This window comes from Microvirga rosea (assembly GCF_020595095.1).
In the GTDB taxonomy this organism is placed as follows: Bacteria; Pseudomonadota; Alphaproteobacteria; order Rhizobiales; family Beijerinckiaceae; genus Microvirga; species Microvirga rosea.
This window is the reverse complement of sequence record NZ_JAJDOP010000018.1, coordinates 42058-49426: the sequence shown is the minus strand read 5'-3', so window position 1 is coordinate 49426 and position 7369 is coordinate 42058. Positions and strand designations below refer to the sequence as shown.

Genomic DNA, 7369 nt, shown 5'->3' with positions numbered 1-7369 from the left:
TGTCCTTCCAGGTTTCCGAGGTCGCAATCCGCAGGTTCACCACAGGCTCGCCCGAGTTCAACCGCCGAACCTCAGGGTCACGCCCCAGGTTCCCTACCAATATCACCTTGTTCACACTGCCTGCCATCGGGCGCTCCTCATCACGTGAGGCAGTTCTGGATCCCGGGGGCCGGTGGAACAAGCCGGGACACCAGTTCTGCACAGATCTGTCCCCAATTATCGATCCGATACGGAAATTTAAGGACCAATTCCACCATCGCGGCCTCTACAGCTTGAGCGAAAAGGCTCCTGGTGCGAAGCCCACGCCAGGATACGCACCGGCGAAGCACAGTCGTAAAGTTCGTGGGAAACCCTAAAGAGTGACGCTCTCTGGCATCCGCTTGCGGGACGTACCCTCTTTGTTCTAGGATCGCAGCCCTGGAATCATCTGCCGCATGTTGCGCCGGCGGATCCACCACCACATATCCGGGGCCGGCCGGGGCAAGGCCGGCACTCCTCATTTCAGGGCTTGAGCTGGCCATGGCGAAACTCGACGACTTGTTCAACCGCGCCCGGGCGGGCGACCCGGATGCGCGCGTGATCTCCGTGCGAGGCGCGCGGGAGCACAACCTCAAGAACGTCGACCTCATGGTCCCGCGGGACAGGTTCGTGGTGTTCACCGGCTTGTCCGGCTCCGGAAAGTCGTCCCTGGCCTTCGACACCATCTATGCGGAGGGGCAGCGGCGCTATGTGGAATCCCTTTCGGCCTATGCCCGCCAGTTCCTGGAAATGATGCAGAAGCCGGACGTGGACCAGATCGACGGTCTGTCGCCAGCCATCTCCATCGAGCAGAAGACCACCTCGAAGAATCCGCGCTCGACCGTCGGCACCGTCACCGAGATCTACGACTACATGCGCCTCCTCTGGGCGCGGGTCGGAATCCCCTATTCACCCGCCACCGGGCTGCCCATCGAAAGCCAGACCGTCAGCCAGATGGTCGACCGCGTTCTCGAACTGCCGGAGAAGACGCGCCTCTACCTGCTGGCGCCGGTGGTCCGTGGCCGCAAGGGCGAGTATCGCAAGGAAATCGCCGAGTTCCAGAAAAAGGGCTTCCAGCGCCTCAAGATCGACGGTGAGTATTACGCCATCGACGAGGTTCCTGCCCTCGACAAGAAATACAAGCACGACATCGACGTGGTGGTCGACCGTATCGTGGTGCGCGCGGACATCGCGGCGCGCCTGGCGGAATCGATCGAGACCGCCCTCGACCTGACCGACGGGATCGCCGTGGTCGAATACGCGGACGAAAAGGACGAGAAGGGGCAGCCGAAGCGCGTCGTCTTTTCCTCCAAGTTCGCCTGTCCGGTTTCCGGCTTCACGATTCCGGAAATCGAGCCGCGCCTGTTCTCGTTCAACAATCCCTTCGGCGCCTGCCCTACTTGTAGCGGCATCGGGCATGAGATGCGCATCGATCCCATGCTGATCGTGCCGGACGAGAGTCTGTCTCTCAAGCGCGGCGCCGTCGCGCCCTGGGCCAAGTCCACTTCGCCCTATTACAACCAGACCCTCGAGGCCATCACCCGCCACTACAAGGGTTCCATGACCAAGCCCTGGTCGGAGCTTTCCGATACGGTGCGGGACGTGATCCTCTACGGTTCGGACGATCAGGCGATCCGCATGGCCTACGACGATGGCCTTCGCGCCTATGAGGTCAGGAAGCCGTTCGAAGGGGTGATCCCCAATCTGGAGCGGCGGTACAAGGAAACCGAGAGCGACTGGGCGCGGGACGAGATCGGCCGCTTCATGAGCGAGACGCCCTGCGCCGCCTGCGGCGGCAAGCGCCTGAAGCCGGAAGCCCTCGCGGTGAAGATCGCCGGATCCGACATCGGCGATGCCACCGCCCTTTCGGTGAAGGACGCCCACGCGTGGTTCGGTGCGCTCAGCAAGCAGCTCACCAAGAAGCAGAACGAGATCGCCGGCCGCATCCTCAAGGAGATCCGCGAGCGTCTCACCTTCCTGGTCGATGTGGGCCTGGAATACCTGACGCTTGCCCGGTCCTCCGGCACCCTGTCCGGCGGCGAGAGCCAGCGTATCCGCTTGGCCTCGCAGATCGGCTCCGGGCTGACCGGCGTCCTGTATGTCCTGGACGAGCCCTCGATCGGCCTGCACCAGCGCGACAACGAGCGGCTGCTCATGACCCTGAAGCGCCTGCGCGACCTCGGCAATACGGTGATCGTCGTGGAGCACGACGAGGATGCGATCCTGCAGGCGGATTACGTGTTCGATATCGGGCCCGGCGCGGGCATACACGGCGGCAAGGTGGTGGCCGAGGGCACACCCCCGGAAATCATGGCGAACCCGAAATCGCTGACCGGCAAGTACCTGACCGGCGAGATGTCCGTGAAGGTGCCGGAAAAGCGCCGCAAGCCCAATAAGAGCCGCATCCTGAAGGTGGTGGGCGCGAAGGGCAACAACCTGAAGAACGTGACGGCGGACATTCCGCTGGGCACCTTCACGTGCATCACCGGTGTGTCGGGCGGCGGCAAGTCGACCCTCGTGATCGACACGCTCTACAAGGCAGTGGCCCGCAAGCTGAACGGTGCCCTGGAGCATCCCGCGCCGCACGACCGCATCGAGGGCCTGGAGCATCTCGACAAGGTCATCGATATCGACCAATCGCCCATCGGCCGCACGCCGCGCTCGAACCCGGCGACCTATGTGGGGGCCTTCACGCCGATCCGCGAATGGTTCGCCGGCCTCCCCGAGGCCAAGGCCCGAGGCTACCAGCCGGGACGCTTCTCGTTCAACGTGAAGGGCGGCCGCTGCGAGGCCTGCCAGGGCGACGGGGTCATCAAGATCGAGATGCACTTCCTGCCCGACGTCTACGTCACCTGCGACGTGTGCAAGGGCAAGCGCTACGACCGCGAGACCCTGGAAGTGAAGTACCGGGAGAAGTCGATCGCCGACGTGCTCGACATGACGGTGGAGGAAGCCCGCGAGCTGTTCAAGGCCGTGCCGACCATTCGCGAGAAGATGCAGACGCTGGCCCGCGTCGGCCTCGATTACGTGCATGTGGGCCAGCAGGCCACGACGCTCTCGGGCGGTGAAGCGCAACGTGTGAAGCTCTCGAAGGAGCTCTCCAAGCGAGCGACCGGCCGGACGCTCTACATCCTCGACGAGCCGACCACCGGTCTCCATTTCCACGACGTCGCGAAACTGCTCGAAGTGCTGCACGAGCTCGTCGAACAGGGCAACAGCGTCGTGGTGATCGAGCACAACCTCGAAGTCATCAAGACCGCCGACTGGATCATCGACATGGGCCCCGAAGGCGGCGACGGCGGCGGCCGCATCGTCGCGCAGGGCACCCCGGAAGACATCGCCGCATCCAAGGAAAGCCACACGGGCCGCTTCCTCAAGGAAGTACTGGAGCGGCGGCCGGTGAAGAAAGCCGCGGAACCGGCGCCGAAGAAGGCGAAGAAGGTAACCCGGCAGGCGGCGGAATAAACGACCTTCTCCCGCCTGTTTCCCATCGTCCCGATTTCATGGCCGGCCTTGTGCCGGCCATTCTCGTCTCGGGCTCTGGCGCCTCAACATCGTAATCGTCCGAGCATCATGAACGCAGCGGCCCAGATCATCGAGTGGGCTGCCCGACGCGCCACCCTCGATAAACTTCCCTCCGGGCCGCCCAAGCCCAGAGGACACGGCCCATGCCGTGATGCGCTCAGCCGTCATTCCGGGGCGAGCCTCAGCGAGAGCCCGGAACCCATCAACACGACCGTTCAGGAGAAAGAGCCATGGCAGCCGTCGCGTTCTCTTTCCTTACCCGCAGCGTGTATGGGTTCCGGGCTCGCCTGCGGCGCCCCGGAATGACCGTACTGCTCTGTCCTTCCGGGGCGAGCAGCGCGAGAGCCCGGAACCCATATCCGCTAACGATCCCGGAGAAGACACGATGGCAGCCGTGCACCCGTCCACAAACCTCACCGTGTATGGGTTCCGGGCCCGGCCCGCAGGGCCGTCCCGGAATGACGGTGGTACTCCGTGATTCCGGGACAAGCGAATGGAAGAGCCCGAAACCGCTAGCCCTAACGGCTCCGAATGGAGGACTCCGGCTCACCCGACCCCAGCGAAGCGAGAACATAGGAATTTCGTCGAGGGTTCGTGGCAGTGTTTTCCCTCACCCTTTGCGCCATTGCCGCCAAGCCCCCGAAGCACGATGATAAGGCTCGCGGCGGAGGCGAAAGATGAGCGTCACCGATGTCACCTTTACGGGCTCGATTCCCGCGCTCTATGAGCGCTATCTCGGCCCACTGCTTTTCGAGCCTTATGCCGGGATCTTGGTACGGCGCATGGAAAACAGCGGTTCCCGGACGATCCTCGAAACGGCGGCGGGAACGGGTATCGTCACGCGAGCGCTGGCCGCGACATTGCCGGGCGCGCGGATCGTCGCGACGGACCTGAACCAGGCGATGCTCGACCTTGCCGCAACCCGGCTTCAGAATGAGCGCGTTTCATGGCGCGTTGCCGACGCCCAGGCCCTCCCCTTCGAGGATGCCATGGCCGACGATGTCGTGTGCCAGTTCGGCGTCATGTTCTTTCCGGACAAGGTCGCGGCTTACCGCGAGGCTCACCGGGTCCTGAAGCCGGGCGGCACATTCCGCTTCTTCGTGTGGGGACGGCTCGACGCCAACCCGCTCAGCCAGCTGGTACATGAAACCGTCGCGGGGCTCTTCCCGGAGGATCCGCCCGGATTCTTCGCCCGGGTGCCCTTCGGCTACCATGACGGAGAGCGGATCCGTGCCGAACTCGGCCAAGCGGGGTTCGAAGACGTCACCGTCGAAACAATCGAGGAAACCTCTCGCGCACCCTCGGCTCGGGAGCCGGCCATCGGTCTCTGCCAAGGAACGCCGCTGCGGAGCGAGATCGAGTCCCGCTCCCCAGGTCGTCTCGATGGCGTGACGGACGAGACCGCAAAAGCAATTGCCCATCGCTTCGGCGAGACGGCGTTCGAAAACCGGATGAGCGCCCTCCTCGTCACCGCTGAGCGGCCGTGATCCGGGTTGCCGGCAGTGCCGCGCGGAACGTGCTAAGGTGATTGTTCGGGCGGCGCGTTCTCGACTTCGCCATAGGCCTTTGTTAAGGGGGAACAAAGGTCCCTTCAGGGCGTTACTACCGCCGAGCTTGCACTCCTTGGCCTTTGCCACACGGATGCCGGCATCCGTCTTTCGTCAGTGGCTCAGGAAGGGCAGCGTTCGTGGATCGCGCCAAGCTGAAAAGTCGGAACGTTCTCCGGCCTCTGCAAGTTCTGGCTGTCGCCAGCCTCCTCGGACCGCTCCTGTTCTTCGCGTACACCGCCTGGTCCGGCTACCGCGTCCTCGAACGTCAAGCCGACGAGCGGGTGGAGCGGGGTCTCGACGTGATCCAGGAGCACACGCTCAAAGCCTTCCAGACCATCGAGCGCACGATTGCCGAGACCAACGAGATTCTGCGCGATCTCCCGCCGGAGCGAATTCGCAGCCAGGAAGCGTACTTGCAGAACCGTCTCAGACGGACCCAAAGCACCCTGCCCCAGATCGAGGCTATCTGGGTGTTCGACCGCAACGGTCATCCGCTCGTGTCGAGCACGATCTATCCTGTCCCGCAGAACCTCGACAACTCGGACAGGGACTATTTCCGGGCCCAGGTCCCCCAGGATGCCGGAACCTTTATCGGCAGCACCATCACCGCGCGGATCAACAACATCCAGTTCTTCGTGATCAGCCAGAGACGGCCGAGCACCGATGGCAGCTTCAACGGCATTGTGGCCATCTCCGTGCACCCCGAACACTTTCGGGAATTCTATGCTCGGATATCGCGAGGGTTCGCGGATTCGTTCGGATTGATCCGGCAGGAAGGGGATTTCCTCGCGCGATATCCCGCGCTTGCAAATCAGCCTTTCAAGCTCAATGCCCAAAGCGGCTTCATGCGCTCCATCCAGACCCAGCCGGAAGCGGGACTCTTCACGGCGACGTCGCAGATCGACGGCATTACCCGCCGGGTCGGCTATCGCAAACTGCCGGGATACCCGGTTTACGCTCAGGTCGGCATGGACCGGGCAGCCCTGTGGAGCGAACTCTGGTCCACCATGGCGGGCCTCGTGGCATTCGGCATTCCGACCACTCTGGTCCTCTTCTGTCTCAGCCTCTATGCCCTGCGGCGCACCGAGAGCTTCTATGGAGAGGTTCACCGGCGAGAGCTGGCGGAAGCCGCCCTCAAGCAGGCTCAACGCCTCGAGGCTGTCGGCCATCTGACGGGGGGCGTCGCCCACGACTTCAACAACCTCCTGATGATCGTGAAGGGGAACGCGGAACGTCTTCGGCGATATGCCGCCGATGAGCGCCAGAAGCGTTCTCTCGACGCTATCGAGAACGCAGCGACGCGAGGCGCCAACCTCACCCGCCAGCTCCTCTCCTTCTCCCGCAGGCAGGCTCACGAGCCACAGGTCGTCCAGCTTTCGAGCCATCTCCCCGGCCTGCAGGATATGCTCAGATCGTCCCTGCGCGGGGACATTGCGATCCAGATGATCCTGGCGCCGGAACTTTGGAACGCCTGCGTCGATCTCAACGAACTGGAACTCGCCATTCTCAACATCGCGGTCAACGCCCGCGATGCGATGCCTGAGGGTGGATCGTTCATGATCGAGACACGGAACGTCACCCTCCCCGGCACGACCGGCCTCGGGCTCACGGGGGATTTCGTCGCCTTGAGCATTTCGGATACCGGCTGCGGGATTCCCGAAGACGTCCTCGCCCGCATCTTCGAGCCCTTCTTCACCACCAAGGAAGTCGGGAAGGGAACAGGTCTGGGTCTCAGCCAGGTCTATGGCTTCGCCCGTCAATCCGGAGGAACCGCCGTCGCCACGAGTACGCCGGGACAGGGCACGACCGTGACGGTTTTCCTGCCCCGGACGAACGAACATGCAAACTCGGACCACGACGGAGACAAGAAACCGTCGCGGCGAACCGGCCAGGGCCATATTCTGCTCGTCGAGGACAACGTCGATATCGCGGATGTCACCCGCGCCAATCTGGAAGAACTCGGATACCGCGTCACCCATGCGGGCAATGCCGAGAGGGCGCTCGACCTGCTCGGGACCGGCGAGGCTTTCGACCTCGTGTTCAGCGACATCGTGATGCCGGGCGACCTGAACGGGGTCAACTTGGCCCGTTCCGTGCGCGAGCAATATCGGTCCCTGCCGATTCTTCTGACGACCGGTTACAGCAACGTCGCACAGACCGCCCTCGACGAGGGTTTTACGATCCTGCGCAAGCCGTATGACAGCGAGGACCTCGCGCGATCCATTGGCCAGATGATTCAGGTCGAGACAATCAGGGAAGGCGCCTGAAGCCAGGTG

Annotated in this window: 4 protein-coding genes; 3 read left to right on the top strand and 1 reads right to left on the bottom strand. The window is 63.4% G+C overall.

Annotation, left to right across the window (positions count from 1 at the left end):
- Positions 1 to 127: single-stranded DNA-binding protein (gene ssb / locus LJD17_RS22395; RefSeq protein WP_227385947.1), on the bottom strand; the 127-nt coding region annotated here is incomplete at its 3' end.
- A 392-nt stretch (positions 128 to 519) separates the two neighbouring features.
- Here ssb and uvrA point away from each other — a divergent pair.
- The 3 genes from uvrA (at position 520) to LJD17_RS24300 (ending at position 7360) form a co-directional block, all read left to right on the top strand.
- Positions 520 to 3483 carry an excinuclease ABC subunit UvrA gene (gene uvrA, locus LJD17_RS22390; protein ID WP_227386426.1) on the top strand — a complete coding sequence of 988 codons (2964 nt, stop codon included), beginning with the start codon at positions 520 to 522 and terminating at the stop codon, positions 3481 to 3483.
- 737 nt (positions 3484 to 4220) lie between these two features.
- Positions 4221 to 5030: a class I SAM-dependent methyltransferase gene (locus LJD17_RS22385; protein WP_227386425.1), complete on the top strand. Its 810-nt coding sequence runs from the start codon at positions 4221 to 4223 to the stop codon at positions 5028 to 5030.
- A 200-nt stretch (positions 5031 to 5230) separates the two neighbouring features.
- Positions 5231 to 7360: an ATP-binding protein gene (locus LJD17_RS24300; RefSeq protein WP_227386424.1), complete on the top strand. Its 2130-nt coding sequence runs from the start codon at positions 5231 to 5233 to the stop codon at positions 7358 to 7360.
- Positions 7361 to 7369 lie beyond the last annotated feature (9 nt).

What these genes read in the sequence shown, in the direction of transcription:
- uvrA (WP_227386426.1), top strand. Translation starts at nt 520, where the DNA reads ATGGCGAAACTCGACGACTTGTTCAACCGCGCCCGGGCGGGCGACCCG.
- LJD17_RS22385 (WP_227386425.1), top strand. Translation starts at nt 4,221, where the DNA reads ATGAGCGTCACCGATGTCACCTTTACGGGCTCGATTCCCGCGCTCTAT.